General features: G+C 69.3%; 23 protein-coding genes and 1 pseudogene. 8 read left to right on the top strand and 16 right to left on the bottom strand.

Annotated features, from left to right (window positions below):
* Positions 1-35: 35 nt before the first annotated feature.
* The 3 genes from LEL84_RS01065 to mqo are packed head-to-tail and all read right to left on the bottom strand — an operon-like array spanning position 36 to position 4,082.
* On the bottom strand, positions 36-2,009 hold the full coding sequence (locus LEL84_RS01065) for a VWA domain-containing protein (RefSeq protein ID WP_226513095.1): 1,974 nt from the start codon (positions 2,007-2,009) through the stop codon (positions 36-38).
* Complete coding sequence (locus LEL84_RS01060; RefSeq protein WP_226513094.1) at positions 2,006-2,509, bottom strand: GNAT family N-acetyltransferase; 504 nt, start codon at positions 2,507-2,509, stop codon at positions 2,006-2,008. Before LEL84_RS01060 ends, LEL84_RS01065 begins: the two co-directional genes overlap by 4 nt.
* Positions 2,510-2,555: 46 nt before the next feature.
* On the bottom strand, positions 2,556-4,082 hold the full coding sequence (gene mqo / locus LEL84_RS01055; protein WP_226513093.1) for a malate dehydrogenase (quinone): 1,527 nt from the start codon (positions 4,080-4,082) through the stop codon (positions 2,556-2,558).
* Positions 4,083-4,279: 197 nt separating this feature from the next.
* Here mqo and LEL84_RS01050 point away from each other — a divergent pair, with 197 nt between their 5' ends.
* Complete coding sequence (locus tag LEL84_RS01050) at positions 4,280-5,308, top strand: alpha/beta hydrolase (RefSeq protein WP_226513092.1); 1,029 nt, start codon at positions 4,280-4,282, stop codon at positions 5,306-5,308.
* Positions 5,305-6,702 carry a mycothione reductase gene (gene mtr, locus LEL84_RS01045; protein ID WP_226513091.1) on the top strand — a complete coding sequence of 466 codons (1,398 nt, stop codon included), beginning with the start codon at positions 5,305-5,307 and terminating at the stop codon, positions 6,700-6,702. The genes LEL84_RS01050 and mtr overlap by 4 nt, the downstream gene beginning before the upstream one ends.
* 22 nt (positions 6,703-6,724) lie before the next feature.
* Here mtr and LEL84_RS01040 read toward each other — a convergent pair whose 3' ends face one another.
* Positions 6,725-7,528 carry an alpha/beta fold hydrolase gene (locus tag LEL84_RS01040; protein WP_078112257.1) on the bottom strand — a complete coding sequence of 268 codons (804 nt, stop codon included), beginning with the start codon at positions 7,526-7,528 and terminating at the stop codon, positions 6,725-6,727.
* Between the two features lie 75 nt (positions 7,529-7,603).
* Positions 7,604-9,163: a cobyric acid synthase gene (locus LEL84_RS01035; RefSeq protein ID WP_226514213.1), complete on the bottom strand. Its 1,560-nt coding sequence runs from the start codon at positions 9,161-9,163 to the stop codon at positions 7,604-7,606.
* Between the two features lie 153 nt (positions 9,164-9,316).
* Here LEL84_RS01035 and LEL84_RS01030 point away from each other — a divergent pair, with 153 nt between their 5' ends.
* On the top strand, positions 9,317-11,542 hold the full coding sequence (locus LEL84_RS01030; protein WP_413466925.1) for a protein kinase domain-containing protein: 2,226 nt from the start codon (positions 9,317-9,319) through the stop codon (positions 11,540-11,542).
* Between the two features lie 42 nt (positions 11,543-11,584).
* Here LEL84_RS01030 and map read toward each other — a convergent pair whose 3' ends face one another.
* The gene (map, locus tag LEL84_RS01025) at positions 11,585-12,448 is read right to left on the bottom strand and encodes a type I methionyl aminopeptidase (protein WP_058250111.1); all 864 of its coding nucleotides are present in this window, start codon (positions 12,446-12,448) and stop codon (positions 11,585-11,587) included.
* 120 nt (positions 12,449-12,568) lie between these two features.
* On the opposite strand from map, the gene LEL84_RS01020 reads away from it, so the two are divergent.
* The 3 genes from LEL84_RS01020 to LEL84_RS01010 are packed head-to-tail and all read left to right on the top strand — an operon-like array spanning position 12,569 to position 15,524.
* Positions 12,569-13,591, top strand: coding sequence for a heme/hemin ABC transporter substrate-binding protein (locus LEL84_RS01020; protein ID WP_226513089.1), 1,023 nt, complete (start codon positions 12,569-12,571; stop codon positions 13,589-13,591).
* Positions 13,588-14,724 carry a FecCD family ABC transporter permease gene (locus tag LEL84_RS01015; RefSeq protein ID WP_226513088.1) on the top strand — a complete coding sequence of 379 codons (1,137 nt, stop codon included), beginning with the start codon at positions 13,588-13,590 and terminating at the stop codon, positions 14,722-14,724. Before LEL84_RS01020 ends, LEL84_RS01015 begins: the two co-directional genes overlap by 4 nt.
* Positions 14,718-15,524, top strand: a complete 807-nt coding sequence (locus tag LEL84_RS01010; protein ID WP_226513087.1) for a heme ABC transporter ATP-binding protein — start codon at positions 14,718-14,720, stop codon at positions 15,522-15,524. The genes LEL84_RS01015 and LEL84_RS01010 overlap by 7 nt, the downstream gene beginning before the upstream one ends.
* 31 nt (positions 15,525-15,555) lie before the next feature.
* Here LEL84_RS01010 and LEL84_RS01005 read toward each other — a convergent pair whose 3' ends face one another.
* From LEL84_RS01005 to dxr, 5 genes are all read right to left on the bottom strand, one after another.
* Entirely contained in the window at positions 15,556-17,397 is a 1,842-nt protein-coding gene (locus tag LEL84_RS01005; protein ID WP_226513086.1) for a penicillin-binding transpeptidase domain-containing protein, read from the bottom strand.
* 58 nt (positions 17,398-17,455) lie between these two features.
* The gene (locus LEL84_RS01000) at positions 17,456-18,292 is read right to left on the bottom strand and encodes a GNAT family N-acetyltransferase (protein WP_065628972.1); all 837 of its coding nucleotides are present in this window, start codon (positions 18,290-18,292) and stop codon (positions 17,456-17,458) included.
* Positions 18,293-18,324: 32 nt separating this feature from the next.
* On the bottom strand, positions 18,325-19,512 hold the full coding sequence (gene ispG, locus LEL84_RS00995) for a flavodoxin-dependent (E)-4-hydroxy-3-methylbut-2-enyl-diphosphate synthase (protein WP_065629080.1): 1,188 nt from the start codon (positions 19,510-19,512) through the stop codon (positions 18,325-18,327).
* A 70-nt stretch (positions 19,513-19,582) separates the two neighbouring features.
* Complete coding sequence (locus LEL84_RS00990; RefSeq protein ID WP_226513085.1) at positions 19,583-20,812, bottom strand: M50 family metallopeptidase; 1,230 nt, start codon at positions 20,810-20,812, stop codon at positions 19,583-19,585.
* Positions 20,813-20,863: 51 nt separating this feature from the next.
* Complete coding sequence (gene dxr, locus LEL84_RS00985; RefSeq protein ID WP_226513084.1) at positions 20,864-22,039, bottom strand: 1-deoxy-D-xylulose-5-phosphate reductoisomerase; 1,176 nt, start codon at positions 22,037-22,039, stop codon at positions 20,864-20,866.
* A 139-nt stretch (positions 22,040-22,178) separates the two neighbouring features.
* Here dxr and LEL84_RS00980 point away from each other — a divergent pair, with 139 nt between their 5' ends.
* Positions 22,179-22,481 carry a DUF2631 domain-containing protein gene (locus LEL84_RS00980; RefSeq protein ID WP_065628975.1) on the top strand — a complete coding sequence of 101 codons (303 nt, stop codon included), beginning with the start codon at positions 22,179-22,181 and terminating at the stop codon, positions 22,479-22,481.
* Between the two features lie 101 nt (positions 22,482-22,582).
* On the opposite strand, the gene rlmN is transcribed toward LEL84_RS00980, so the two are convergent.
* The gene (rlmN, locus tag LEL84_RS00975) at positions 22,583-23,689 is read right to left on the bottom strand and encodes a 23S rRNA (adenine(2503)-C(2))-methyltransferase RlmN (protein WP_065628976.1); all 1,107 of its coding nucleotides are present in this window, start codon (positions 23,687-23,689) and stop codon (positions 22,583-22,585) included.
* A gap of 30 nt (positions 23,690-23,719) precedes the next feature.
* Between rlmN and LEL84_RS00970 the strand changes: the two genes are divergently transcribed.
* Complete coding sequence (locus tag LEL84_RS00970) at positions 23,720-24,127, top strand: lipopolysaccharide assembly LapA domain-containing protein (RefSeq protein WP_058250101.1); 408 nt, start codon at positions 23,720-23,722, stop codon at positions 24,125-24,127.
* Between the two features lie 25 nt (positions 24,128-24,152).
* On the opposite strand, the gene LEL84_RS00965 is transcribed toward LEL84_RS00970, so the two are convergent.
* The 4 genes and pseudogenes from LEL84_RS00965 to LEL84_RS00950 all read right to left on the bottom strand — a co-directional run.
* Entirely contained in the window at positions 24,153-25,004 is an 852-nt protein-coding gene (locus tag LEL84_RS00965; RefSeq protein ID WP_065628977.1) for a phosphatidate cytidylyltransferase, read from the bottom strand.
* Positions 25,001-25,558, bottom strand: coding sequence for a ribosome recycling factor (gene frr, locus LEL84_RS00960; RefSeq protein ID WP_058250099.1), 558 nt, complete (start codon positions 25,556-25,558; stop codon positions 25,001-25,003). The genes LEL84_RS00965 and frr overlap by 4 nt, the downstream gene beginning before the upstream one ends.
* A gap of 56 nt (positions 25,559-25,614) precedes the next feature.
* On the bottom strand, positions 25,615-26,349 hold the full coding sequence (pyrH, locus tag LEL84_RS00955) for a UMP kinase (RefSeq protein WP_058250098.1): 735 nt from the start codon (positions 26,347-26,349) through the stop codon (positions 25,615-25,617).
* A gap of 99 nt (positions 26,350-26,448) precedes the next feature.
* Positions 26,449-26,739 (bottom strand): annotated as a pseudogene (locus LEL84_RS00950) (esterase family protein); the annotation flags it as partial.
* Positions 26,740-26,744 lie beyond the last annotated feature (5 nt).

The raw sequence follows: 26,744 nt of genomic DNA, 5'->3' as shown, positions 1-26,744 counted from the left end.
TTCTCCTCTGGTCTCAGATCGGGGTGGCGGGGCGGTCAGGCCGCTCCCCGCGCGGGTGCGTGTCCCGTCAGCGCGGTGGCGGACAGTTCGTCCATGGGGATCAGGCTCGCGCCGAGATGGGCCGCGAGATCGCCGGCGAGTCCGAGCCGGACCATCCCCTGCTCGCAGTCGACGACCACGGACCCGATGCCGCGACGACGGATACCGTCCGCGGCTTCCCGCGCCCGTGCCATCGCGCCTCGTCCTGAGGTGGCACGACCGTCGGTGAGCACCACCAGCAGCGGCCGCCGGTCGGGCTCGGCGCGGCGACACCGCTGCACGACATCGGCGGCGAGCTGCAGGCCCTCGCCGAGCGGTGTCCGGCCGCCCGTGCGGACCTCCTCGAGGCGGCGCACCGCGATCTCGACCGATTTGGTGGGCGGCACCGCAAGCGTCGCGGAGGAACCCCGCGCCACGACCACCGCGACACGGTCGCGCCGGGTATACGAGTCGCGCAACATTTCCACGCACAGTTCGGACACCGCGGCCAGCCGACGCCGGGCGGTCATCGACCCGCTGAGGTCGACCACGAAGACGACGAGGTTGGCCTCCTGGCCGACCCGCTGCGCCGACCGCAGGTCGGGGGCCGCGATCCGCACACCGCGCTCGGACCCGGTCCCGCCACGACCGGCCCGGCCCGCGGCGGCGAGCACCGTGCCGAACAGATGCACCGGTCGGCCGGCATCGAAGTCCACGGCGTGGGTGGTGTGTCCGCGACGGCTCCGCGCCTTCGAGCGGCGACCCGGGTCACCGTCGCCGAGTCCGTCGACGCGCAGGGTCGGCATGCGGCGAGCCGTCGAGATCGGCACGGACCCGAACGCCGGGCCGGGAGCGTGCTGGGGGGCGTCGGTGTCGCCGGTCTCGGGAGCCGCATCGGGGTCGGTGTCGGGCGCCGGGCCGGTGTCGGATGCGGAGTCCGGGGCCTCACCGCCGCCACCGGGCGGTGGTGTCTCGGGCGGTTCCGGGTCGTCATCGGGTGTGTCGGGTCCGGCCGCGTCCTCGCCCGCCGACATCGCCTCGTCGAGCTGGTCGCGGGTGAGCCCCGACTCGTCGAAGGGGTTGCGGCGGCGCCGATGCGGCAGCGCGAGCTCGACGGCCGCCCGGACGTCGGTGTCCTCGACGGCGGTGGCCCCGCGCCAGGCGGCATGAGCGAGCGCGGTCCGGGCCACCACGATGTCGCCGCGGAGTCCGTCGACGTCGAGGTGGGCGCAGATCCCGGCGATACGGCGCAATTCCCGGTCCGGGAGGGCCACCGCACCCACGGCGGCTCGTGCGTTCGCGATCCGTTGTGTCAGTTCGTGTTCGGCGGCGGCGTGGGCCTCGACGAACGACGCCGGGTCGGCGTCGTACGCCATGCGGCGGCGCACCACCTCCACGCGTTCGTCGACCTCGCGGCCGGCGGCCACGTCGACGGCGAGCCCGAACCGGTCGAGCAGCTGCGGGCGCAGCTCCCCCTCCTCCGGGTTCATGGTGCCGACGAGAACGAAATCGGCCGCCTGGGTGTGCGACACACCATCGCGTTCGATCGTGACCCGTCCACTGGCCGCCGCGTCCAGCAGCACGTCGACGAGGTGGTCGGCGAGCAGGTTGACCTCGTCGATGTACAGCACCCCGCGGTGCGCCCGGGCGAGCAGACCGGGAGTGAACTCGGCACGGCCGTCCCGCAGCACCGAGGTGAGGTCGAGCGAGCCGATCACACGGTCCTCGGTCGCACCGATGGGCAGTTCGACCACGCGGCCGGCGGTGTCCTCCGTGGCACCGGGGACGCTGAGCAGCGGACCGAGCCCGCGCACGATGGTCGATTTCGCCGTGCCCTTCTCCCCGCGGATCAGGACACCCCCGATACCCGGCGAGATGGCCGACAGGATCAGTGCGAGCTTGAGCTGCTCCTGCCCGACGACGGCGCTGAACGGATAGCGCACGTCAGCGTGCGGGTCCACAGAAGCGGGGAGTTCACCGACGGTCGTCATCGTGACCCGGCGCGGAGCATCGACACGTGGGGAATCCCGTCCTCGAGGTAGTCGTCGCCGTCGCGGACGAAGCCGAACTTGCCGTACATCTCGGTGAGGTAGGTCTGCGCCTCGATCCGGCACGGGCGTTCGCCGACCTCGGCGAGCGCGGCGGTCATGAGGGTCGCCACGAGGCCGTGACCCCGATGGTTGCGTTCGGTGCAGACACGGCCGATCCGGAAGACCTGTCCGCCGTCGGCCTCCGGTTCCTCGAGCAGACGCAGCGTCGCCAGTACCGCCCCGGGGTCGGGCCCGTCCTCGTCGCTTCCGTCGGTCCGGTCCCCACCGTCGGTGATCCAGAACTGGCGCGTCGTCGGTTCCAGGTCTCGGCCGTCGAGTTCGGGATACGGACAGGCCTGCTCGACGACGAAGACCTCGACCCGCAGCCGGAGGACCCGATACAGCGTGGCTGCGTCCATGTCGTCGGCCAGGGCGCGGTGCACCCGCGGTTCAGAGATCATGTGTCGTGGTTAGCACACAAGGCGACCGGACTTCACCTCGCGCGGATCAGCCGGCGGTGGCGGGCGCGAGCCGGCCGGTCTCGGCGGGGACCTCGTTCCGGTCGGTCAGCTGCAGCGTCTTGTTCGTCCAGTCCCACACCTGGCGGTACAGGTCGCGGTTGTCGTTGAGCTTCTGACCGAAGGACGGGATGATCGCGGTCAGCTTCGACGACCAGCCCGCGTACTCCTTCGGGAAGCACTGTTCGAGCACCGAGATCATCGCCGGCACGGCGGTCGACGCGCCGGGGGACGCACCGAGGAGCCCGGCGATGGTGCCGTCGCCGGCCGCGACGACCGCGGTGCCGAACTCGAGCTGACCACCCACCCCGGTCTTGCGGATGACCTGCACGCGCTGTCCGGCGGTGATGAGCTCCCAGTCGGCGCCGAGCGCGCGGGGGACGAATTCCGACAGCGTCTTCACCCGGTCGGCCGGCCCGGCGGCGAGCTCGCTGATGAGGTACTTGAGCAGCCCGAATTCCTTGGGCGCGATCGACACCATGGGGAGCAGGTTGCCCGGCTTGATCGAGGCGGGCAGGTCGGTGATCTTGCCGCTCTTGAGGAACTTCGGCGACCACCCGGCGTACGGGCCGAACAGCAGGCCCGGCTTGTGGTTGATGACGCGGGTGTCGAGGTGCGGCACCGACATCGGCGGGGCGCCGACGGCGGCCTGCCCGTAGACCTTCGCGTGATGCTCCGCGACGAGATCGGGGTTGGTGCAGCGGAAGAACTCACCGGACACCGGGAACCCGCCGAACCCCTTGGCTTCTTTGATGCCCGACTTCTGCAGCAGGTGCAGCGCACCGCCGCCGGCACCGACGAACACGAACTTCGCGTGCACGCACAGCTTCTGCCCGGTCCGGCCGTTACGGACCTTCACGATCCAGCTGCCGTCGGACTGCTTGGACAGGTTGGTCACCGAATGGCCGAAGTAGATGTCGGCGCCCTGGGCGACGTAGTTGAGGAGCTGCTGGGTGAGCGCGCCGAAATCGACGTCGGTACCCTGATCGAACCAGTTCAGTGCGACCGGGTCGGCGAAGTCGCGTCCCTCCGACATCAGCGGCAGTCGCGCGGTGAACTCGGCCGGGTCGTCGATGAACTCCATGCCCTCGAACAGGGTCTGGGTCGCAAGATTGTCGTAGCGCTTGCGGAGGTACTTCTGGCCTTCGGCGCCGTGGGTGAAGGCGACGTGCGGGATGGGGTTGATGAACTCCGACGGGTCACCGAGGATGCCGTTGTCGACCGAGTGGGCCCAGAACTGGCGCGACACCTGGAACTGCTCGTTGATGGTGAGCGCCTTGTCGATGTTGACGTCGCCGTCGGCGGTCTTCGGCGTGTAGTTCAGCTCGCAGAGTGCCGAGTGTCCGGTGCCGGCGTTGTTCCACGGGTCGCTGCTCTCGGCGGCTGCGGCGTCGAGCTGCTCGAACAGGCTGATCGACCAGTCGGGCTGAAGCTGTCGGAGCAGCGCTCCGAGGGTCGCACTCATGATTCCCGCACCCACCAACGCGACGTCGGTCGTGATCACCGTTTTCGACACCTGGACTCCACTTCACCTGGAGGGACACTGTGACCGGTGTTCGTCGCGGCACGTCGTCCCGGATGGCAACTTCTCGACCGGGCACTTCTCACCCGGTCCTTGTCGATCGTCATTGTCCAGCATGGCACGTCCAGCACGAGAATCGACCTTCGCAACTGTGTGCTGCACGACATCCGGGCAGCCGGTGACCTGTCACTATGCTGGTCGCCGTGAGCGCATCCGCAGCCGCCGACTGGCAGCCCGACCGATTTCTCGAGGACTACCGGCAACGCGTGCTCCCCCTGGGCCCCGATCCCGACGGTGAATCGCCGATCACCGCGACCCTGGTGCGACGCGCCGAGTCGTCACCCGCGCGCGGCGCCGTGCTCTACGTCCACGGTTTCACCGACTACTTCTTCCACGAGCCGCTCGCCGACTTCTTCGTCGACCGCGGGTACGCGTTCTATGCCGTCGACCTGCGAAAATGCGGGCGATCGCGGCAATCGCACCACACGCCGCACTTCACCACCGACCTCGCGATGTACGACGAAGAGCTCAACGCGTCGCTGCGGATCATCCTCGACGAGGTGGGACCCGACTGCCGGGTCGTGGTGGCCGGGCATTCGACGGGCGGCCTCATCACCGCACTCTGGCTCGACCGGTTGCGACAGCGCGAGCCGGCGCTGCACGCGGCGGTCAACGGACTCCTGCTCAACTCGCCCTGGTTCGATCTGCAGGGCGACGCGGTGCTGCGCACCCTCCCGGTCACGCTGCTCGTCAAGGCGATCGCCGCCGTCGCGCCGACCAGGGTGATACCGAAAGAACTCTCGCAGGCCTACGGCGAGAGCCTGCACGACAGCGCGCACGGTGAATGGAACTACGACCTGTCGGCGAAACCGCTGGGCGGATTCCCGGTCACCTTCGGTTTCCTCGACGCGGTGCGCAGCGGTCAGCGTCGCCTGCACCGCGGCATCGACGTCGGTGTTCCCGCGCTCGTGTTACGTTCGGACAAAACGCATTTCGCCAGGACCTACTCGGCGTCCACCGATCATGCCGATGCCGTCCTCGACGTCACCCACATCGCCCGCTGGAGCGGGTGCCTCGGCGGCCGCGTGACCGCGGTACCCATCCCCGACGCCCGGCACGACGTCTTCCTCTCCGTCGCACACGCCCGCGAGCACGCCTATCGCGAGGTCGACCACTGGCTGTCCGCCGTCCTCTCAACCGAAAGCGAGAATCCCCTATGACCGCCACGCAGGTCGTCGACCTGGCCATCATCGGCTCCGGCAGCGGCAACGCCATTCCCGATGACCGCTTCGCGGACAAGACCCTCGCGATCTTCGAGGAGGGCGTCTACGGCGGCACCTGCCTCAACGTGGGGTGCATCCCGACCAAGATGTTCGTCTACGCCTCCGAGGTGGCCGAGATCGCCACGCACGGTGCGCGCCTGGGCGTGCACTCGAAGGTGGACTCGGTCGACTGGCCCGGCATCGTCGAGCGCGTGTTCGGCCGCATCGACCCGCTGTCGCAGGGCGGCAAGGAGTACCGGGTCGACCGGTGCGAGAACATCACCGTGTACGACTCCCATGTCGAATTCGACGGGCGCGACGACGACGGCCGGTACCGGTTGGTCACCCGAGACGGCGACACGGTCCTCGCCGACGAGGTCGTGCTCGCCGCCGGATCGCGCGCGGTCATCCCCCAGATCGTCGCCGACTCGGGGGTCACCTACTACACCAACAACGACGTCATGCGTCTCCCCGAGCTGCCCGAACGCCTGATCATCGTCGGGAGCGGTTACATCGCAGCGGAATTCGCACACGTCTTCGGCGCGCTGGGCTCACATGTGTCGATCATCGCGCGCGGCCCGGGTCTGCTCCGCAAGCAGGATGCCGACATCTCCAACCGCTTCACCCAGGTGGCCCGGGAGAAGTGGGACGTGCGGCTGGAGACCACGATCACCGAGGCCGAGGACCTGCCCGACGGCGGTGTGCGGGTCGGGCTCTCCGACGGCGCGACACTCGAGGCCGACGTCCTGCTGATCGCGACCGGCCGGCAGCCGAACGGCGACCGGCTCAACCTCGACTCCGTCGGCATCGAGCTCGACGACGAAGGTCGCGTGCGCTGTGATCAGCACGGTCGCACCGCCGCCCGCGGAGTGTGGACGCTGGGCGACGTCAGCTCGCCGTACCAGCTCAAACACGTCGCCAACCACGAACAGCGGGTGGTGCAGGCCAATCTCCTGAAAGGCTGGGACGCAACCGATCTGGACTCCTTCGACCACCGGTACGTCCCGGCGGCCGTGTTCACCCACCCGCAGATCGCCGCGGTGGGCCTCACCGAGGACGAGGCTCGCGAGGCCGGCCACGACATCGCCGTCAAGGTCCAGGCCTACGGCGATGTCGCCTACGGCTGGGCGATGGAGGACACCACCGGATTCTGCAAGCTGATCGCCGAACGCGGCACCGGCCGGTTGCTGGGCGCACACCTCATCGGCCCGCAGGCACCGACGGTCATCCAGCCGGTCATCCAGGCGATGCACTTCGGCCAGACCGCACACGAACTCGCCCGCGGGCAGTACTGGATCCACCCGGCGATGCCCGAGGTCCTGGAGAACGCGATCCTCGGCCTGGACATCTGACGGCCAGGCCCTCCGCGCGAGCTCAGAAAATCGTTGAGCGCAGGGCGATCTCGCTGGCGAGGGCCGGGGCCGCGCGCTGCGGAATCCAGTGGTCCACGCCCGCGAGTTCGCAGTAGCGGAAGTCGCCGTAGACGTACCGACCGCTGCCCTGCGCCTGTTCGCGACCCAGGGCGGTGTCGGCGTCGCTCCACAGCAGCGTGGTCGGGATCTCGACCGGCGGGCACGCCATCGTCGCCTTGATGTCGCCGGTGAAGTTCGCGCGGTACCAGTTCAGCGCCGCGGTCAGGGCGCCCGGTTCCCGCAGCGGGGCGAGTTCGTCCTCGGAGATCCCCACCGCCCGCAGCTCGGCGGCGTCGTCGGCGAGCAGCCTCTCCTCGGCCCCGTCGGCCACGAAATCGAGGATGTACGAAGAACGTTCACGCTGGTCGCTACCGACGAGCGCGTCGCGCATGGCCGACGGATGCCCGGTGCTGGCGACGACGAGACCGGTGAACCGGTCGGGGTACTTCCCGGCGAGATGCCACGCGACGATGCCGCCCCAGTCGTGCCCGACGAGGATCGCGTAGCCGATGCCGAGGGCGTCGAGAACCCCGATCACATCGGACACGAGGTGGGTGAGCCGGTAGTCGTCCACCCCGGGCGGCCGCGCGCCGGGGCTGTACCCGCGCTGATCGATGACCAGCGTCCGCAGCCCCGACTCGTGCAGGCGCGGCAGTACGTCGTCGTAGCAGCTCCCGTTCACCGGGAACCCGTGCAGCAGCAGAACCCACGGACCGGTCTCCGGTCCCCCGATCCGGACGTCGAAGGTGAGGCCGCCCACGGTCACCTGACGTCGGTCGTCGATCATGGGGCGGTCTTCAGTCATGGCGCCCACGATAACCCGTCTCCACGACCCCGGCGTCTACAAGTCCTCGAGGTGGTGACGGATGACCTTGGGGTGGCGCGGCGGCCCTTGTCGGATCAGCCGCATGACAGCGTCGAGGTCGAGGTGCTCGGTGACGAGGTCGGCCATCGCGTCGACCTGTCGCCGACGTACGGCGTCGACATCGGTGTCGGGCGCCACGCGGAATCCACGGACCCCGGCCTCGGCCGCCACGTCGGCCAGAAGTCGACGCCGGAAGTCGTTGCACGCCAGTAGTCCATGCCAGTGGGTACCCCGGACCGCCCCCCGCACCGCGCCCTCCGGACCGTGCCGGTCGTCGACGATCCACGTGTTCTCGGCCGATCGGGTCACCCGGCCGTGATGGATCTCGTAGCCGCTGATCGCGACGCCGGACGCCTCGCCGTCGGTCCCGGTCACCTGCCGCACGGTCTTGTCGGCGTGGAACTCGATGTCGAGGTCGAACAACCCCAGCCCGGGGACCCGCCCGCGACCGGATTCCACCCGGTCGTCGAGGGTGCGGCCCAGCATCTGGAATCCGCCGCACACGGCGACGATCGGACGTCCGCGGGCCGCGCGTTCGGTGAGCGCCTCCCCCAGACCGCGCGCCCGCAGCCACTCGAGGTCGGTCACGGTGGCGCGGGTGCCGGGCAGCACGACGAGGTCGGCGGCCGCCACCCCGGCCGGGTCGTCGACCCAGGTGACGTCGACACCGGGTTCGCAGGCCAGCGCCTCGACGTCGGTCGAATTGGAGATCCGCGGCAGGCGGATGGCGGCGACCCGCAATCGGGGTCCTCCGGTCGCGGAGGATTCGGTGAACGAGCGCGGTGGCCCGACCCGCCGCCCGACCGGCGCCGCGAGCGAGTCCTCGGCGTCGAGCCACAGGTCGTCGGCGAAGGGCACCACCCCGAGCGTCGGTCGTCCCGTGATCGCCTCGACCTGCTGCAGTCCCGGCTCGAGGATCGACGGGTCACCACGGAACTTGTTGACCACGAACCCCGCGATCAGCCGCTGATCGGCGTCATCGAGGACCGCGGTGGTACCGAACAGATGGGCCAGCGACCCGCCGCGGTCGATGTCGGTGACCAGCACCACCGGGAGGTCCGCCGCCTGTGCGAGACCGAGATTCGCGATGTCGTTGGCGCGCAGGTTGATCTCGGCGACCGAACCCGCACCTTCGCAGAGGACCACGTCGAAGTCGCGTCGGAGACCGGCCAACTCGTCGGCGACGACGGCACGCAGCCGCGCCCGCCAGTGCAGGTAGTCGGCGGCCCCGACGTCTCCGGCGGGCCGACCGCGGAGGATCACGTGCGAGCGGCGGTCACTGCCCGGTTTCAGCAGCACCGGGTTGAACCTGGTGGAGGGTTCGAGGCCACAGGCGAACGCCTGCAACGCCTGGGCACGACCGATCTCGCCGCCGTCGAGGGTGACCACCGAGTTGTTGGACATGTTCTGCGCCTTGAACGGTGCGACCCGCACACCGGTGCGCCGCAGCGCACGGCACAGCCCGGCGACGATCAGGCTCTTCCCGGCATCGCTGCTGGTACCGCCCACGAGCAATGCGCCACCGAGTCCGTCCACCCGGAACAGACTAGAGGCCGAACCCGAGGCCGCGACCACGGTGGCGTCGTTCACAAGTCCCACCGTTGCGCTCGCGGTCGTGCGGGTCTGGATACAGTGACCCGGACGAACAGGTCGACAGCCGGTCGTTCAGAGTCGAGGGGGTCATCGGACGTGGAGGTCGTGAAGCCCGGGTCCGTGTTCGCCGGATATCGCGTCCTCTCGATGCTCGGGCGAGGCGGCATGGGACAGGTCTGGCTCGTCGAACACCCCACCCTGGGCCGCCGCGAGGCCCTCAAGATCATCTCGCCGAACCCCGCCGATCCCAGTTTCGCCGAGCGGTTCCGCAACGAGGCCCGCACCGCCGCGGCCCTCGATCACCCCGGCATCGTCACGGTCTACACCCACGGCGTGGAGAACGGCAGCCCGTGGTTCTCGATGTCCTACCTCGAAGGCGAGGACCTCGCCGCCGCGTCGGCCCTGCCGGTCGATGACGTGGTGACGGTCGTCGGCAAGGTCGCCGACGCGCTCGACTATGCCCATACCCGGCGCGTCATCCACCGCGACATCAAACCCGCGAACATCGTGGTCGCCCGCGGCCCCGACGGCCGGATCGCCCGGGTCACCGTGCTCGACTTCGGCATCGCCCGCCTGATGGACGGCGCGAAGATGACCGCGACCAACCTGTTCGTCGGCACCCTCGCCTACGCCGCACCCGAGATCCTCACCGGCGAACCGGCGATCCCGGCGTCGGACCAGTACGCGCTCGCATGCACGACGTTCCAGCTGCTCACCGGATCGCAGCCCTACCCCGGGCAGACCCCGATGGCCCTGATCGCCGGCCACGTCAACACGCCCGCACCGCGGATCTCCGAGCGCCGCCCCGACCTCGTCTACGTCGATGCCGTGTTCGCGCGCGCCCTCGCCAAGAACCCCGCCGACCGGTTCGCGTCCTGCTCCGAGTTCGCCGCGGCGCTCGCCCGGGCGGTCGAGATCGGGTCGACAGCGCCCTCCGTCGTCGCGGCGCAGGCACCCGGCCGTCCGTTCTCACCACCACCGCCGCCCACCCAGCAGGCGCCGGTGAACCCGGTGGCCCACCGCGCTCAGCCACCCGGCGGTCACCCACCGTTCCCGGCGTACGGTCCCGGCGGACCGCCGCCGGGCCCACCGCCCGGATATGTGACCGGGCCCGGCGGACCCCACGGCCCCGGCCCGGGATCACGGGGAACGGGCTCACGCACCGCGTGGATCGTCGCCGCGGTACTCGGCGTCGTCGTCCTCGTCGTCGGTGTCGTCGGCGCCGCGATCGCCCTCAGCGGATCGGGATCCGATCCCGGGACGGCGCCGGTCGCCGGGTCATCGACGACGGCGCCGAGCAGTTCCGGCGGATCCTCCACCGGCAGCGATGAGTTCGAGTCCATCGCTTCCAGCGGCGACAGCACGTGTGCGGTGCGCGAGGCCGAGCTGTACTGCTGGGGCGACAACGAACGGGGCACGCTGGGCGACGGTACGACCACCGACCGCCCGCGCCCGGTCCCGGTCACCGGCATCTCCGACGTCTCGGCGGTCAGCATGGGCGGCCTCGGCACGACCTGCGCGATCAGTTACGGAGACCTCTACTGCTGGAGTTACGGGATCGGACCGCCCGGGCAGAACGTGCCGCTGCCGACGAAGGTGTCCGGCCTGTCCCGGGTGTCGGCGGTGTCGGTCGGGCTGACGATCTGCGCGATCAGCGACGGCGACGCCTACTGCTGGCGCAACAACGCGAGCGGCCAGGTCGGCAACGGCAGTACCGGGTCGGTGGACGTGCCCACCCGCGTCGCCGGTCTCTCGGACGTGACCGCCGTGTCCACGTCGCACACCACGAGTTGCGCCATCGCCGGCGGTTCGGCGTACTGCTGGGGCAACAACCGGGAAGGCCAGATCGGCGACGGCACCACACTCGACCGCCTCACCCCGACCCGGGTCCTCGGACTCGACTCGCCCACGTCGATCAGCACGAGCCTGTACTCGACGTGTGCGGTCGCCGGCTCCGGCGGCGTGTTCTGCTGGGGCCAGAACACCAGCGGCCAACTCGGCGACGGTACCGAGCAGAACCGGCGGACCCCGACCCGCATCGACGTCCGCGGGGCCACCGAGGTGTCCACGGCGGCCTATGGCGGATGCGCCGCCGCGGGCAGCTCCGCCTACTGCTGGGGTTCGCGCAGCGATCAGCCGGACAAGAGCCCCGACCGCGTCAACGGACTGTCGGGGGTCACCGAGGTCACCACCGGTTCGGCGAACGTGTGCGCGGTCGCGGACGACGAGATGTACTGCTGGGGCCTCAACGGCCAGGGTCAGCTCGGCAACGGGACGACCACGACGAGCAGCGAACCGCAACCCGTCCGCTTCCCCGCCTGAACGTCTCGGCTGTCGGCCGAACCTCAGTTGTCGGGCCCGATGTCAGTTGTCCGGCACAGTGAGGATCTCGGCGCCGTCGTCGGTGACGACGAGGGTGTGCTCGAACTGCGCGGTCCACCGGCGGTCGGCGGTCACCACGGTCCAGCCGTCGTCCCACATCTCCCACGGCAGTGCGCCGAGATTGATCATCGGCTCGATGGTGAAGACCATCCCGGGTTCGAGGACCGTGTCGACATTCGGCTCGTCGTAATGCAGCACGATCAGTCCGTTGTGAAAGGTCTCACCGATGCCGTGGCCGGTGAAATCGCGCACGACCGTATAGCCGAACCTGTTCGCGTAGGACTCGATGACCCGACCGATGACATTCAGCTCGCGACCCGGCTTCACGGCCTTGATGGCCCGCTCGGTCGCGATCCGCGTCCGCTCGACGAGATCGGCGGCCTCCTGGTCCACGTCGCCGGCGAGGAAGGTCGCGTTGGTGTCGCCGTGCACGCCGTGGATGTAGGCGGTGACGTCGATGTTGACGATGTCCCCGTCCTCGATCACCGTCGAATCCGGGATGCCGTGGCAGATCACCTCGTTCAGCGAGGTGCAGCACGACTTCGGAAAGTCCTTGTAGCCCAGGGTCGACGGGTAGGCACCGTGGTCGATCATGTACTCGTGCGCGATCGCGTCGAGTTCGTCGGTGGTCACGCCCGGGGCGACGGCCTTGCCCGCCTCGGCGAGTGCGTTGGCCGCGATCTTGCTCGCGATGCGCATCTTCTCGATCGTCTCGGCGGTCTGCACCCAGGGCTCATGGCCCTCGTTCACCGTCGGCTTCCACACGTATTCGGGACGTTCGATGGAGTCGGGCACGGACCGGATGGGCGACACGATCCCCGGCGTGAGGGCACTGCGAACTGGCATGCGACCAGACTATCCCGGCCCGTCGCGGCGAGGCCCGTGGGCGGACACCGCGGCGAACGTCACTAAGCTCGCCGGGAGGAGCCGATGGGAGGGCATCGGAGTCGACGATGGAGGTGTGCGGTGCGGACGAGGGGGTTACCGGCGGCGCTGGTGATGGTGCTGACCGTGCTGAGCCTGTCGGCGTGCTTCGTCACCCCGATCGAGCAGGAGCGGCACTCGCCGGGCGCGCATCTGCGCGACGGCCCGCAGACTGCGACGCTCGCGGAGTCCGACGTCACCCCCGTCGTCGAGAACCCCACCCCGCGACTCCCCGCCACCGTCGACTCGCTCCGGTACGGGGACGTGACCGTCGCCGATGCCGACCGGATCATCGCCGTGGACATCAACGGAACCCTCGGCAACATCGTGTACGCCCTCGGACTCGGGTCCCACGTGGTGGGGCGCGACACGTCCACCGCCTTCCCCTCGGCGAGATCGCTGCCGGTGGTGACCAACCGCGGACACAGCCTCAACGCCGAATCCGTTCTCGCCCTTGACCCGAGCGTCCTGCTCGTCAGCGAGTCCACTGTGCCCACCGCCGCCGTCGACCAGATCCGCGACTCCGGCGTCGCGGTCGTCGTGTTCCCGGCCGCCCGCAATCTGGAGTCGAACGACACCCTGATCCGCTCGGTCGCAGCCGCACTCGGCGTCGCCGACGCTGGAGAGAAGCTCGTCGCCCGGACCGCTGCGCAGATCGAGGACGCACGCGAGCTGGTCCCGGACCCGTCCGGGGATCCCACCATCGCTTTCCTCTACATCCGCGGACGCAACCTGCTGCTGCTGGCCGGGCCCGGATCGGGTGCCGACGACCTCATCGAGGCGCTCGGCGGCCGGGATGCCGGCGCGGCAGCCGATCTCACCGGCGCGTTCACCGCGATCAGCGCCGAGGCCATGATCACGGCCGACCCGGACGTCATCCTGGTGATGACCCAGGGTGCGGCCACCGTCGGCGGACCAGAGGGAGTGCTGACCCTGCCGGGTGTGGCCGACACCGAGGCCGGCCGCAACGGACGGGTCGTGCAGATGGACGAGAGTCAGATCCTGGCGTTCGGTCCCGAGGTCGGACTCGTGCTGGGTGCGCTGGCGAGGTCGATCTACGCATGACCGACCCAGCGCGGACCACGACGGACCCGGCGACCGAGCCGACTACCCCGTCGGCCGTCGTCGCTCCCCCGGCCGGCACGTCGCATCGGGTCCGTGACCTCACGGTGGTGGCGGTGATGCTGGTCGCCTTGGTCGTGCTCGTCATCGTGTCCGCGGGCACCGGAAAGGTGTCGGTGCCGCCGCTCGAGGTGCTCGGCAGCCTCGCCCACCATTTCCACCTCGATCTCGGACCGCTCCCCTCCCACCCGAACGGCGAAGGCGCGCTGTGGAATGTGCGCTTCCCGCGCATCGTGCTCGGACTGTTCGTCGGAGCCGCGCTCGGCGCCGCGGGTTGCCTCCTGCAGGGAGTGCTGGCGAACCCGCTGGCCGAACCGGGGATCATCGGCGTCTCCTCCGGCGCCGCGGTCGGCGCCTGTCTGATGATCGTGCTCGCCGGCGGGACCGCCGGAGCCGGTGGCGCGGCGGGCAATTGGGCTCTCGCCGGGGCCGCCTTCGTGTTCGGCCTCATCACCGCGGCGGCGGTGTACGTGTTGTCCCTTCGCGACGGGTCGTCGTCGGCGATCATGCTGGTGCTCACCGGTATCGCGGTCAACGCGTTCGCGGCCGGGATCATCGCGTTCCTCACCTTCGTGGCCACCACCGCCGCCCGCGAGCAGATCATCTTCTGGCAGCTCGGCTCGCTCGCCGGACGCACCTGGAGCGAGATCTGGGTCGTCGCACCGCTCGTCGTCGTGGGTGTCGCGGCCTCCCTGTTCCTGGTCTCGAAGCTCGATCTGCTCGCGCTGGGCGACATCCAGGCCGCCTCCCTCGGCGTGAACGTGGAGGCCGTCCGCCGGCAGGCGATCGTGCTCACCGCGGTGCTGACCGCCGCGGCGGTCGCCTTCTCCGGGATCATCGCCTTCGTCGGCCTCATCGTGCCGCACGTGATGCGCCTCATCGTCGGACCGCGCCACGCGATCCTGTTACCCACCAGCGTGATCGGTGGAGCGCTGGTCATCACCGGTGCCGACCTCGCCGCCCGGACGATGCTCGGTGACGCCGACCTCCCGCTCGGCATGTTCACGTCCCTGATCGGTGGCCCGGTCTTCTTCATCCTGTTGCGTCGCAGCCGTCACGCGGGTGCCGGATGGTGACGACCGAAACCGCCGCGACGACGGCCCCGGGCATCCACGCCCGAGACGTCTCGGTCGTTCTCGGCGGACGCGAGGTGGTGCGCGAGGTGACCCTCGACGTCTCACGTGGTGAACTCGTCGCCCTCGTCGGTCCCAACGGGTGTGGAAAGTCCACGCTACTGTCGGCGCTGTCGGGTACCCGCACACCGCACCGCGGTCACATCGAGGTCGACGGCCGGGACGTCGCGACGACCTCGATGCGCGAACTCGCCCGCCACCGCTCGCTGGTGACCCAGCAGAACCGGGTGGACACCCCCTTCACCGTGGCCCAGGTCGTCGCGATGGGCCGCTACCCGTGGCTGCGGACACCGCGCGCGGCGAACTCCCCAGCGGTCATCGCCGACGCGATGGCACTGTGCGAACTCGGCGACATCGCCGACCGGCCGTTCGGACAACTCTCCGGCGGCCAGCAGGCACGCGTCTCCCTGGGTCGTGCCCTCGCCCAGGACACCCCCGTCATGATGCTCGACGAGCCGACCGCGGCACTCGACATCCACCATCAGGAGCAGGTCCTCGACATCCTGCGCGTCCACCGCGATGCCGGGAACGCCGTGCTGCTGGTGGTGCACGACCTCACCCTCGCGGCCGCCTACGCCGACCGGGTGGCCGTGATGAAGGACGGCCGGCTGCTCGCGATCGGGCCGACGTCGGAGGTGATGACCGTCGACCTGCTCAGCCACACCTACGACCACCCCGTCGAGGTGATCGAGCATGCCGGGCGACGGGTGATCCTCCCCGTCCGGACACCCGGTAGCGCCTAGAAAAGGTGGTGCCACTGTGGTTGAGGGCGCCTCAGGAGAGAGGACGCACCGCGTAGCCCGGTCCGAGACCGGCGAAGAAGTCGCGGGTGACGGCCACCGCGTTGTTCGAGTCACCGCCGCCCACGACGAGGGTGGCGAAGGCGATGTCGCCGCGGTAGCCGGCGAACCAGGCGTGTGACCCGCCGGCGAACTCCGCCTCACCGGTCTTGCCGAACACCGCACCCTGGCCGTCGATCACCGACGCCGTTCCGCTCGTGATGACCTCACGCATCATCGGGCGCAGCTGGGCGTAGACCTCGGGTGCCATCGTGGGCGTCGGTCCCTCGACCTTCGTGGGCTTGTCCAGGATGAGTTGCGGCACCGGGGCCTTCCGCCCGTTCGCAACGGTGGCGGCCACCAGGGACAGCCCCAGCGGCGAGACGAGGACCTTGCCCTGCCCGAAGCCGTCCTCACTGCGGGCGACGAGTTCGTTCTCGATCGGCACCGAGCCGGACACGGCGTCGAGGCCGGCGATCTCGTACTGTTGTCCGACGCCCATCGCGGCCGCGGCGTGCGCGAGGTCCGACGGTCCCATCTCGCTGGCGAGTTTGGCGAACGTGGTGTTGCAGGACTGCGCGAACGCCCGCAGCATCGACACCGTCCCCAGCGAGAACCCGTCGTAGTTCGGGATCAGGCGCGGACCGATCTGGATGGCGCCGGGACATCCGACGGGAGTGTCGGGGGTGGCCATCCGATGGCTGATCGCGGCCGCGGCGGTCACCATCTTGAAGGTCGACCCGGGCGGGTACAGACCGGTCGTCGCGATGGGCCCCGACCGGTCGGCCGCGGGATTCTGGGCGACCGCGAGGATCCGACCGGTGGACGGCTGCACGACGACCAGCGCGATCTGGAACCGGTTGGTGGCGTTGACCGCTCGCTGGGCCGCGTTCTGCACCGTCCGCGACAGACTCAACGAGACCGCCGGCGCGGGGTCCGGGTCGTGGTCGGCGAGGACGTCGGCGTCGAGGCCGTTGGGGTTGACCGTCACCACCCGCCAGCCCGCCCGCCCCGACACCTCGGAGTCGACGACCTTCTTGACCTCGGTCAGCAGGGCGGGCGCGAATCTCGGGTCCTCGGGGACCAGTTCGGCCTGTTCGTTGGTCACGACGCCGGGGATCGCCAGTTGGTCGCGCAAGCGGTCGAACTGGTCGTGGGACAGCCGGGCGAGCGGGTACTGCTGCCGGTTCGCGGTGACCTGTTCGATGATCGTCTGCTCGTTGAGCGAGGGACTGAACCGGCGCAGTACCGCGACCGCACCGGTCACCGACTCGGCGACCGACGCGCCCTGTTCGGCGGCGGCGGTCGCATCGAAGTTGACGCCCACGACGGTGCCGTTGACCATCACCTCCGAGCCGTCGGACTCATTGACCGTCGCGCGCGGCGCCTCGACGATCTGGAGCGAAAGGCGTTGATCGGCACCGAGTTTCGGATGGATGTTCGTCGACGCCCAGCGCACCGCCCAGCCGTCGTCGGACCGGCCCATCCGCAGGGTGGCGTCGTAGGCCCAGTCGCGGCCCCGCGGCAGCGCCCACGTGTAGTCGACGTCCACCTCGGCGGTGTCCCCGGTGACGCGGACCCGCCCGGCCTGCGACTCGAGTGCCTCGGCACCCAGCCCGGCCCAGGCCGACTCCATCGCGGACTCCGCGGCAGCGGGGGTGTCGGTCAGCGCCGCCGCGGACGCGACCTTTCGATCGGCGTAGGCCTGCAGGAAGCGCTCCGCGGCGCGGCGCGGGCCGTCGTCCTCGGAGGCCGAACAACCGACGGTGGCCACCGTCACGGCAGCACACACTGCGACGATCACCGCCGGGGTCCATCGAGTTCGCATGCGCCACATCGCGGTCGAGTCTAGGGTGGCCCGGCCGGAATCCCGCGACGCCACGCGGGGCGGGCACTCAGTCGACGAGGACGGTCGCGAAGGTGCCGACCTCGGTGAACCCGATGCGGTCGTACACCGCGCGCGCGGTCACGTTGAAGCTGTTGACGTACAGACTCGGAATGCGGCCATGAGCGGCGACGGCCTCCGCGACGGCCGCGGTACCACCCAGTCCCAGTCCCTCACCGCGCCGGTCGGGATCCACCCAGACTCCCTGGATCTGGCCGACCCGGCGGGACAGCGAGCCGATCTCGGCCTTGAACACGACGTCGGGGCCGTCGAACCGAGCGAACACCCGCTGCGCGGTGATGAGCGAGGCGAGGCGTCGTCGGTAGGAACGACCGCCGTCGCCGGCCGTCGGATCGACGCCGACCTCGCCGATGAACATGTCGATGGCCGCGGGCATGTACGCGTCGAGGTCGTCGAGGGTCACCAGCCGCACGAGCGGGTCGGCGGGTACCGCTGCACAACACGTGAGGGCGAGCAGTGGCTGCACCGGCCGGACCTCACGCGCCGGACCCCACACCGGCTCGATCTGTTCCCACATCTGCATCACGAGGTCGGCGCGGCCGACGATGGAGGAGCATGCACGCGGTCCGGCGATGGCGCGGTCGGAGAAGTAGTCGAGATCCTCGGGCGAACCGGTGAGCGGGATCAGGTTGGCGCCGGAGAAGCAGAGGGACGACGCGGGATTCTGCGCGGTCCACAGCTCGCCGCCCAATAGCCGAGGGTTGATCCCGTGCGTCTCGAAGCGGGCCGCGACCATGCACATCGCCACCGGGTCCGAGGTGAGGACACGTTCGACAGCAGCCGCATCACGAGCGCCGAGCGGCTTGTCGCCCAGTAGCTTCAGCAACGCCGCTCCTCCCTCTCGAGCCTGCCGCCGACCTAGGAAACGGTCACCACGGGCGGGCCCACGTGAGTACCGTCTCCAGTTTCTCCTGTTTCCTCGGCGATTCGCAGCGCTTCTTCGATCAAGGTCTCCACGATCTGCGCCTCGGGAACCGTCTTGATGACCTCGCCCTTGACGAAGATCTGCCCCTTGCCGTTCCCGGAGGCCACGCCGAGGTCGGCCTCGCGGGCCTCACCGGGGCCGTTGACGACGCACCCCATCACGGCCACGCGCAGCGGGACCTCCATGCCCTCGAGTCCGGCGGTGACCTCGTCGGCCAGCTTGTAGACGTCGACCTGGGCGCGGCCGCACGACGGGCACGAGACGATCTCGAGTTTGCGCGGGCGGAGATTGAGCGACTGCAGGATCTGGTCGCCGACCTTGATCTCCTCGGCCGGCGGGGCCGACAGGGACACCCGGATGGTGTCGCCGATGCCCTCGCTGAGCAGCGCGCCGAAGGCGACGGCGGACTTGATCGTGCCCTGGAAGGCGGGCCCGGCCTCGGTGACCCCGAGGTGCAGCGGGTAGTCACAGGCGGCGGCGAGCTGGCGGTAGGCCTCCACCATGATCACCGGGTCGTTGTGTTTCACCGAGATCTTGATGTCGCCGAAGCCGTGCTCCTCGAACAGCCCGGCCTCCCACAGCGCCGACTCGACGAGCGCCTCCGGGGTCGCCTTGCCGTACTTCTGCAGGATCCGCTTGTCGAGGGACCCGGCGTTGACGCCGATCCGGATCGGGATCCCGGCGTCACCGGCTGCCTTGGCGACCTCCTTGACCCGGCCGTCGAACTCCTTGATGTTGCCCGGGTTGACGCGCACGGCGGCACAGCCGGCGTCGATCGCGGCGAAGATGTACTTCGGCTGGAAGTGGATGTCGGCGATCACCGGGATCTTGGACTTCTTGGCGATGATCGGCAGCGCCTCGGCGTCTTCGGGACGCGGGCACGCGACGCGCACGATGTCGCACCCCGAGGCCGTCAACTCCGCGATCTGCTGCAGGGTGGCATTGATGTCATGGGTCTTGGTGGTCGTCATCGACTGCACCGAGATCGGGTGGTCGCTGCCGACGCCGACCGAGCCGACGAAGAACTGCCGGGTCTTCCGACGCGGGGCGAGCACCGGCGGTGGTCCGGCGGGCATGCCGAGTCCGATCGGCACGGCGGTCGCGGGAGTCGGGGCGTTCATCTCGTTCACCTCTGGGGGTTTCGGTTCTCTGGTGGTATTCGGCGCCGGACGGCGACCCGGATCGTCCGGGTCACTGCCACGGGTTGATCGGGTTGATGATGTCGGCCGTGAGCGTGAGGACCATGAAGCCGGCCATCACAACCACGGCGGCGTAGGTGATCGGGAGCAGTTTGTAGTAGTCGACGGCCCCACCGGGTGCCCGGCCGAACCAGCGCCGCACGGTGTCGCGGCCCTTCTCGTAGCCCACGATCGCCATGTGACCGCCGTCGAGCGGGAGGAGCGGGACCAGGTTGAACAGCCCCAGGAAGAAGTTGATGCTGATCAGGAGCATCCAGAACATGTCCCACAGACCACGCTCGACGGCCTGACCGCCGAGCACCGAGGCGCCGTACACGCTGACCGGGGTGTCGATGGCACGCTCACCGCCGGTGACCGCCGTCCACAGCGCACCGATCTTCGACGGCAGGGACAGCAGCGCGTTCCAGGTCTCGACCGCCAGTTCGCCGGTGAATCCGATCGCGCCGGGCACGATCTCGAGGCCGCTGTAGGTGATGACGTTCGGCGGGACGTCGTAGGCGATGCCGACCATGTTGTAGGTCTGGGTCTCGGAGGTGCCGTCGGCGTTCGTCGCCGTCACCGTGGTGGGCTCGGGGGTCATCGTCAGGTCGAGTCGCTGACCGTCGCGGTCGACCGTCAGCGCGACCGGGCCGCTGGACTCGCGGATCACCGGGGTCAGATCCGACGCCTGCCCGACCGGCTGACCGTTGATCGCCACGATGTCGTCACCGGGGAGCAGCCCGGCGGCACCCGCCGGGCCGGTGCCGGTGCAGGGCGCGTCGGTCTGCTTGTTGCCCTCGATGGTGATCGTCGACGGGACGCACTGGGTCTTGCCGACGGTTGCCGGAGTCGGGCCGGGGTTGAGATTGGGCAGTCCGAACGTCAGTCCGACAATAATGATGAGGACGAAACCGAGCAGGAAGTTCTGGGCCGGTCCGGCGAACAGCACGACCAGGCGCTTCCAGGCCTTCTGCTTGTACATCGCCCGGTCCTTCTCGTCCCAGGCGAGTTCCTCGTGCGGGGTCATCCCGGCGATGTCGCAGAAACCGCCGAGCGGCAGCGCCTTGATCCCGTACTCGGTCTCGCCGCGCCGGGTGGACCAGATCGTGGGACCGAAGCCGACGAAGTACCGCCGGACCTTCATGCCCGTCGCCTGCGCGGCCCACATGTGGCCGCACTCATGCCAGGCGACCGACAGCAACAGCGCCACGGCGAACAGCGTGACGCCGATCGCGAAACTCACGTACCTACTCCATCCGGATCACGGGGCGCACCCGCTCACGAGAGCCGCCGATCAGACGGATGCGGCCGCGACCAGCTGCGCAGCGCGATCCCGGGCCCACCGATCGGCGGCGAAGACCTCTTCCACAGTACCTGGCGTCCGGCGCCACTGATCTGCCTCGCCGAGCACCTCCTCGATGACCTCGACGATGCGTGGGAACCGGATCGCACCTGCGAAGAACCCGGCTGCGGCGGCCTCGTTGGCGGCGTTGTACACGGCCGTCAGGCTGCCTCCCGCCGCACCGGCGCGTCGAGCCAGGTCGATCGCCGGGAACACCGCGTCGTCGACAGGCTCGAACGTCCACGACGACGCCGTCGAGAAGTCGCAGGCCGTCGACGATCCGGGCACCCGGTCCGGCCATCCCAGGGCCAGGGCGATGGGCAACTTCATCGACGGCGGTGAGGCCTTCGCCACCGTCGCCCCGTCGACGAAGGTCACCATCGAGTGCACGATCGACTGCGGGTGGACGGTGACGTCGATGCGGTCGTAGTCCACGTCGAACAGCAGGTGCGCCTCGATGACCTCGAGGGCCTTGTTGACCAGGGTCGCGGAGTTGAGCGTGATCATCGGGCCCATCGACCACGTGGGATGTCGGCCGGCCTGCTCGGGCGTGACGTCCTCGAGTTGCGCACGGGTCCATCCGCGGAACGGGCCACCCGACGCGGTGAGGACCAGTCGGTCCACCTCGGCGGCCGTCCCCGCGCGCAGACACTGTGCGATCGCGGAATGCTCGGAGTCGACCGGGACGATCTGCCCGGGCGCAGCGGCGTCGAGGACCAGTGCCCCGCCCGCGACGAGTGATTCCTTGTTGGCCAGCGCGAGCCGGGCACCCGATCGGAGTGCGGCGAGACTGGGCGCCAGGCCGATCGAGCCGACGACGGCGTTGAGGATCACATCCACCCCGGTGTCCGCGGCGACGGCGTCGATCAGGTCGCACATCGCGTCGGCACCGCCGAGGACCCGGTCGCCGAGGCGTTCGGTGAGCTCGTCCGCCCGCGTGGCGTCCGCGACGGCGATCCGCGAGGCCGGCACGCCGAACGCGGCGGCCTGATCGGCGAGCAGATCGGGATTCGACCCGCCGGCACCCAGACCGGCGACCTCGAAACGATCCGGATGCTCGGCGATCACCTCGAGAGCCTGGACGCCGATGGAACCGGTGGAGCCGAGAATCAGCACGCGTGTGGGCACGCACCCATTCTGGACCATCCTCGTCGACGAACCGCCGCCGGTGACACCGGACCGACCTGCGGGCGGGGGTGCCGCTATGCTGCTCGGAGAACTACTACCGATCGTCAGACATCTGACGTCCGCGCTGTGAGGAGTGGCTGTGGCAAGCACCGATGTTGAGCACACTGTGGGGCACGGCGATGGAGGGCATGGCGAAGTCGAGGTCATCGACACCGGCTGGCGTCGCGAGCCCGCCGATGCCCCGTCCGCCCGGTTCGGCTGGCACGGAGCGGCAACCAAGACCTTCTACGGTGCGGCCATCTTCTTCGCGCTGTTCCTACTTGCGATGATCATCGGCAACCACACCGGACGCATCGAGGACCTGTATCTCATCGCCTTCGCCGCGGGCACCCTGTTCTTCGCCGTGCGCGGATGGTGGATGAACCGCGGAAAGTGGTCCTGACCGGCCACCTCGCCACATCTACGACAAACGCCGAGCGGTGATCCGCTCGGCGTTTGTCGTCTGCGCGGTCTGAGCCGGTCCCTGTCCGGCACATCGAGGTCTCAGCGCTCTTCGGCCGCCAGCTGTCCACAGGCAGCGGCGATCTCCTGCCCGCGCGTGTCGCGAACGGTGCACGAGACTCCCTGCTCGCGGACCCGGCGTACGAACTCGCGTTCGACCGGTTTGGGACTGGCGTCCCATTCCGAACCCGGCGTCGGGTTCAGCGGGATGAGATTCACATGAACGAGTGACCCGAGGGCCCGGTGCAGCTTCTCCCCCAGCAGGTCGGCCCGCCAGGGCTGGTCGTTGACGTCCCGGATGAGTGCGTACTCGATGGAGACGCGCCGTCCGGTGGTGTCGGCGTAGTAGCGGGCCGCCTCGAGCACCTCGGCGACCGACCACCGGTTGTTGACCGGGACGAGGGTGTCGCGCAGTTCGTCGTCGGGCGTGTGAAGCGAGACGGCGAGCGTCACCGCGAGCCCCTCGTCGGCGAGACGGCGGATCGACGGCGCGAGACCGACGGTCGACACGGTCACCGAGCGGGCGGAGATCCCGAGGCCCTCCGGCGCCGGCGATGTGATCTGCCGGACGGCGCTGACCACGCGCTTGTAGTTGGCCAGCGGCTCACCCATACCCATGAACACGACGTTCGACAGGCGTCCGGGCTCGCCGAGTTCCCCGTCGCGCAGCGCGCGGGCCGCGGCCCGCACCTGATCGACGATCTCGGCGGTCGACAGGTTGCGGTCCAGTCCGCCCTGCCCGGTGGCACAGAACGGGCAGGCCATGCCGCAACCCGCCTGGCTGGAGATGCACAGCGTGTTGCGATCGGTGTAGCGCATGAGGACGCTCTCGAGGAGCGTGCCGTCGTGCAGGCGCCAGAGCGTCTTGCGGGTGGAGTCGTCGTCGCAGGAGATGTGCCGGACCGGGGTGAGCAGCTGCGGGAAGAGCTTGTCCCGCACCGATTCGCGCGACGCCGCCGGCAGATCCGTCATCTCGTCGACGTCGCCGTTGAGGCGCGCATAGTACTGGCGGGCCAGTTGATCGGCCCGGAACTTCGGCAGCCCCAGGTCGGCCAGCGCCGCGACGCGACCGGCGGGGTCGAGGTCGGCGAAGTGTGTCGGCGGCCGCCCACGCTTGGGCGCGTCGAACACAAGTGGCAATGAGGTCATTTCGCCATTGTCGCATGTCATGATGAAGTGATGACGACACCCGAGGACCGACGGCACACGGGTTCGGTACCGGCGTGGGGCGAACAGCCCGCCGGGTCACCGCCACCGGCGACCGGTCACGCGCACACCCCGGAGCAGCACGCCCCTGACCCGGACCATCGCGATCGTCTCCGCCGCACGGTCGCCGACGTGGAGCACACGCGGACGCGCGCCACCTGGTTCGGCGTGGTGATCGGCGCGATCATCCTGGTCCTGTTGCTCGTCTTCATCGTGCAGAACCTCCAGTCGCAGACCATCGACTTGCTGTTCTGGGAGGTCAACCTGCCCCTCGGGGTCAGCCTGCTGATCGCGGCCATCGCCGGTGCACTGGTCGTCGCGCTCGTGGGCGGCCTGCGGATGCTGCAACTGCGGCGCGCGCTGAAGAAGGCAGCCAAGTAGCGTTCGGCGGCGCGGTGGCGCGTGCTCAGAGCAGCGCGGTGAGCACGACCCACACCACGAACGCCGACGGCAGCAGGCTGTCGAGCCGATCCATGATGCCACCGTGGCCGGGCAGCAGCGTGCCCATGTCCTTGATCCCGAGATCGCGCTTCACCTGGGATTCGACGAGATCGCCGAGGGTCGCGCAAACCACCAGGACCGGCCCCAGGATGATGCCGATCCACCAGTGGCTCTCGAGCAGGAACACCACGCAGCCGACCGCACCGACAGTGCCGACGACGAGCGAGCCCACCATGCCTTCCCAGGACTTCTTCGGACTGATCGCCGGCGCCATCGGGTGCTTGCCGAACATCACGCCCGCGGCATAGCCGCCGACGTCGGAGCACACCACCACGACCATCAGCGTGGCCACTCTGGCAGCCCCGTCGTCCTGTACCACCAGGTGGGCGCCGAACGACGCGAGCAGTGGCAACCACGCCAGCACGAACACGGTGACGGCGAGGTCGCGGAGGTAGTTGACCGGCGCCTTGTCGATGCCCTGCCCGAGGAGCTTCCACACCATCGACACCAGGGCCGTCGCCACGAAGGCGACGAGGGCTCCGGTCGGACCCCAGGGCCAGCTCGCCCAGATGATGGCCTGGCCACCGATGAGCAGCGGCCAGAGGGCGACGTCGTAGCCACCGGTGCGGAGACGTTTGATGACCTCCCAGGTGGCGACCGCGAACGCGACCGCCACGAGGCCGTACCAGACCTTCGGGACGAAGATCAGGATCGCGATGATGCTGATACCGAGTGTGCCGCCGACCGCGATCGCGGCCGGCAGGTCGCGGCCGGCGCGCGACTTCTTCTCATCGCCCCGTTGCGGAACCTCGTTCACACCTCGAGCAATTCGTCTTCTTTGTGCTTGACCAAGTCGTCGATCTGGTGCACGTAGGTCGCCGTGGTCTTGTCCAGTTCCTTCTCGGCGCGCGACACCTCGTCCTCGCCGGCCTCGCCGTCCTTCTGGATGCGCTTGAGCTCGTCGGCGGCCTTGCGGCGCACGTTGCGGATCGCCACCTTCGCGTCCTCACCCTTGCCTTTGGCCTGCTTGACCAGATCGCGGCGACGCTCCTCGGTGAGCTGCGGGACGGCGACCCGGATGATCGTGCCGTCGTTGGTCGGATTGACCCCGAGGTCGGAGTTGCGGATCGCGGTCTCGATGTCGCGCAGCGTCGACGCCTCATACGGCTTGATCACGACGAGTCGCGGTTCGGGCGTGTTGATGCTCGCGACCTGGGTCACGGGGGTCATCGAGCCGTAGTACTCGATGTTGACCTTGTTGAACATGGCCGGGTTCGCCCGCCCGGTGCGGATGGAGCCCATGTCCTCCTTGGCGACGTTGACCGCCTTCTCCATCTTCTCCTCGGCGTCGAGCAACGCGTCGTCGATCATCTTCGTCCTTGTTCCGTTCGGTCGGTGTTCTCGTCGATCTCGGGTCAGTCGCCGGGTCAGGTGCTGACCAGGGTGCCGATGCGGTCGCCTGCGACCGCACGGGCGATATTGCCCTGCTGGAGCAAATTGAACACCAAGATCGGCATCTTGTTGTCCATACACAGGCTGAAGGCCGTCGCGTCGGCGACCTTGAGCTCCTTGTCGAGCACCTCGCGGTGAGTGATCTCGGTGAAGAGGGTGGCGTCGGGGTTGGTGCGCGGGTCGGCGTCGTACACGCCGTCGACCGCCTTGGCCATCAGGACCACCTCGGCCTTGATCTCCAGCGCACGCTGGGCCGCGGTGGTGTCGGTGGAGAAGTACGGCATCCCCATGCCGGCGCCGAAGATGACGACGCGGCCCTTCTCCAGGTGCCGCTGGGCACGCAACGGGAGATACGGCTCGGCGACCTGCCCCATCGTGATGGCGGTCTGCACCCGGGTCGAGATCCCGCGCTTCTCCAGGAAATCTTGCAGCGCAAGGCAATTCATGACCGTGCCGAGCATGCCCATGTAGTCCGAGCGGCTTCGGTCGAGCCCTCGTTGCTGGAGTTCGGCGCCGCGGAAGAAGTTGCCGCCGCCGATCACGACGGCGACCTGGACACCGGAATTGACGACGTCGGCGATCTGGTCGGCGACGGTACCCACGACGTCGGGGTCGAGCCCGACTTCGCCGCCACCGAACATCTCGCCGCCCAACTTCAGCAAGACCCTACGGAATCCATCCCGCCGGATGGGGTCGGACGCTTCACTCATCGGCTTCCTCACTCGTCGGTTCGGTGAACTATCGTACGTCGTCACCGGAACCGACCCGCGATACGCGTCGTGCGCGCCGCGCGAGGGTGCCCTGGGGATTCAGCCGCGTAGGGCCGCCTCGAACTGCGGCCAGGCACGATGCAGTTCGTCCTGCCAGTACGGCCACGCATGGGTCCCGCCCTCGTAGAGGTGGAACGTCGCCGGCACACCGATGTCGCGCATCCGCCGCTGGAGGTTCCTCGTGCACTGCGCCGTGGCGGTCTCGATCACCGCCCCGACCGCGATCTGGTCGAACAGCTTGGAGCCGTTACCCTCGATGCCGGGGCCGTCGAGGGTGTCGTACCGGCCCGGCATCCCGGATCCGTTCGAGACGTAGATCGGGCTTCTCCTGTCGC

It is taken from the genome of Gordonia sp. WA4-43, from assembly GCF_020520305.1.
GTDB lineage: Bacteria > Actinomycetota > Actinomycetes > Mycobacteriales > Mycobacteriaceae > Gordonia > Gordonia hongkongensis.
The sequence above is the reverse complement of the archived record's forward strand: the minus strand, read 5'-3'. Positions and strand labels throughout refer to the sequence as shown.